Origin of the sequence: Klebsiella sp. 10982, assembly GCF_048589245.1 — a bacterium.
Lineage (GTDB): Bacteria > Pseudomonadota > Gammaproteobacteria > Enterobacterales > Enterobacteriaceae > Klebsiella > Klebsiella quasivariicola.
On the sequence record NZ_JBMAXV010000106.1, the window covers coordinates 1 to 1,970 of the forward strand.

Below are 1,970 nucleotides of genomic sequence, written 5' to 3' on the forward strand. Positions count from 1 at the left end.
AAAAAACGGCACCGCGAGCACGGGTAAGGTGCAAGCGGTGCCATTCGGGACATACCCCGGCTCGCGCTACGCTTAGCCGGGCTACCGGGTGATGCGTTACAGCGTTTTCAGCATTCGCACTTCGCAGTCAACGTGGCCGGTACAGCCCAGCGGCCCGTCAATGTGCTCGAAGCCGAGATGTTCATATAAGCCGATCGCCTCCGTCAGGAAGGCGGTGGTTTCCAGATAGCAGCGTTTAAACCCCTGCTCGCGGGCATAGTCCAGCGCCAGTAGCGCCAGTTTCTTCGCCAGCCCCTGGCCGCGGGCGCGGGTCATGAAATACATTTTCTGCAGCTCGCAGATATCCGGCTCGCTACAGGAGAGCGGTGCGACACCCCCGCCGCCAACCACTTCCCCCTCTTTCTCCACCACCCAATAGGCAGAGCCCGGCTGGCTGTATAGCTCATACAGCTCATCAAGATTGGGGTCGGCAACGGTATAGCCTTTATCAGCGGTCAGGCCATATTCTGCGGATACCTGCCGAATGACGGCCGCTATCGCAGCGTTATCCTGCGCCGCGATACGGCGTATAGTAAAGGTCTGTGGCGCGGCAAGATTCATAGAATCACTCAATTTTAGCTTAAATAACCATACATTTCTTTAATACCATTATTCGTTTACAGGCGCAAGTTGTGCGTGAAATGTATTGCCGCGAAATTTCAAAATAATATATTCTGCTCGCTTAATGCCGATACGCATTATTTATATATATGGTTTAAGTACAAGGACGACTTTTATATGAGTATGATTTCAGGACAATCGCAGCGTTCTGGCCATCCTTTTGTGTTTCATGGGCAGGCTGGGCGCTATTTTGTTATTTGTCTGGTTAATGTTATTTTGTCTGTAATTACTTTGGGGATCTTTATTCCATGGGCCTGGGTGCGCAATCATCGTTATCTTTGCGAGAATATGGAAGTTAATGGTGTCCGTTTTGCCTATCACGGGCGTGGTATCACCATTTTCCTGAGCTGGCTGCTGATATTCATTGTGCTGCTTATAGTGAGTTTAGCGCTCGCCATATTCGCCCCCGGTTGCGAAGGGCTGGAAACGTTGGTCTTTGTTATCCTGCTGCCGGTCATGTTTATAAGGGGATTAAACTACCATGCGAACATGACCTCTTTCGCGACTATTCGCTTTGGAGTTCAGTGCAATCTGCTGCGCGGATGGTGGATTATGCTTGGCTTACCCTTGCTGATATACGTGATAACGGCGGTGGTGTTCTCGGTGTTGGGAAGTCGTCTCTGGTTCGGCTATGGCATAAATGGCATGTTAGTGGGGCTCGTTATTCTGTTTTTGCTGACATTGTGTATTATGGCGGTAACCAGCGGTGTGGTTTACAGTCACTGGTATGATCTGATCGGCAAAGGCGCAACCTTAGGAAAAAATAAATTTAATATTTATGTGAGTACTAAGCGTTGTGTGGTGATTTTTTTATTGGCAACGGCGATTTTGTTGCCGTTTATAATCATTTTTGTTGGCTTTTTATTTTCCGCAGTCGCCCAACTGCTGACGGGCTGTATGTTTGGTTTGTGCCGTGAGGGTTCGGCACTGTTTATGGCATTGCGGCATCTTGGGGCGATATTAGGGGGATATTTATTTCTCACTATCGGTATTGTGTTATCCATAGCATACCTTCGTGTCGCTTTACGTAATCACGTAATAAATAATCTGGTGCTGGGAGACCACGTTCATTTCCGTTCCACCCTGACGTTTTGCGGTCTTGCTCCGCGTATACTGGCGCTGACGTTTCTCTCGCTGCTGACGTTGGGCCTGGCCTATCCCTGGTTTAAGATTGTTTTGCTGCGCTATCTCGCGGAAAACACGACGATGGTCGGTGAGCTCGATTCGCTCGATCTGCAGCCGGCGGCGCCACCGCAGCCGACACGATCTGACAAACTGTGCGGCGGTTTTTTCCCCACGTTGCCATTCCT

2 protein-coding genes are annotated in these 1,970 nt (G+C 49.9%); one reads left to right on the top strand and one right to left on the bottom strand.

All coding sequences use genetic code 11. The annotated features are described in order from the left end of the window. Positions 1-96 precede the first annotated feature (96 nt). On the bottom strand, positions 97-600 hold the full coding sequence (locus ACKLKD_RS27745; protein ID WP_025714865.1) for a GNAT family N-acetyltransferase: 504 nt from the start codon (positions 598-600) through the stop codon (positions 97-99). Between the two features lie 177 nt (positions 601-777). On the opposite strand from ACKLKD_RS27745, the gene ACKLKD_RS27750 reads away from it, so the two are divergent. After that, positions 778-1,970 (top strand): YjgN family protein (locus ACKLKD_RS27750; RefSeq protein WP_250099144.1); only part of this gene is annotated, 1,193 nt, incomplete at its 3' end.

What these genes read in the sequence shown, in the direction of transcription:
- ACKLKD_RS27745 (WP_025714865.1), bottom strand. Translation starts at nt 600, where the DNA reads ATGAATCTTGCCGCGCCACAGACCTTTACTATACGCCGTATCGCGGCG.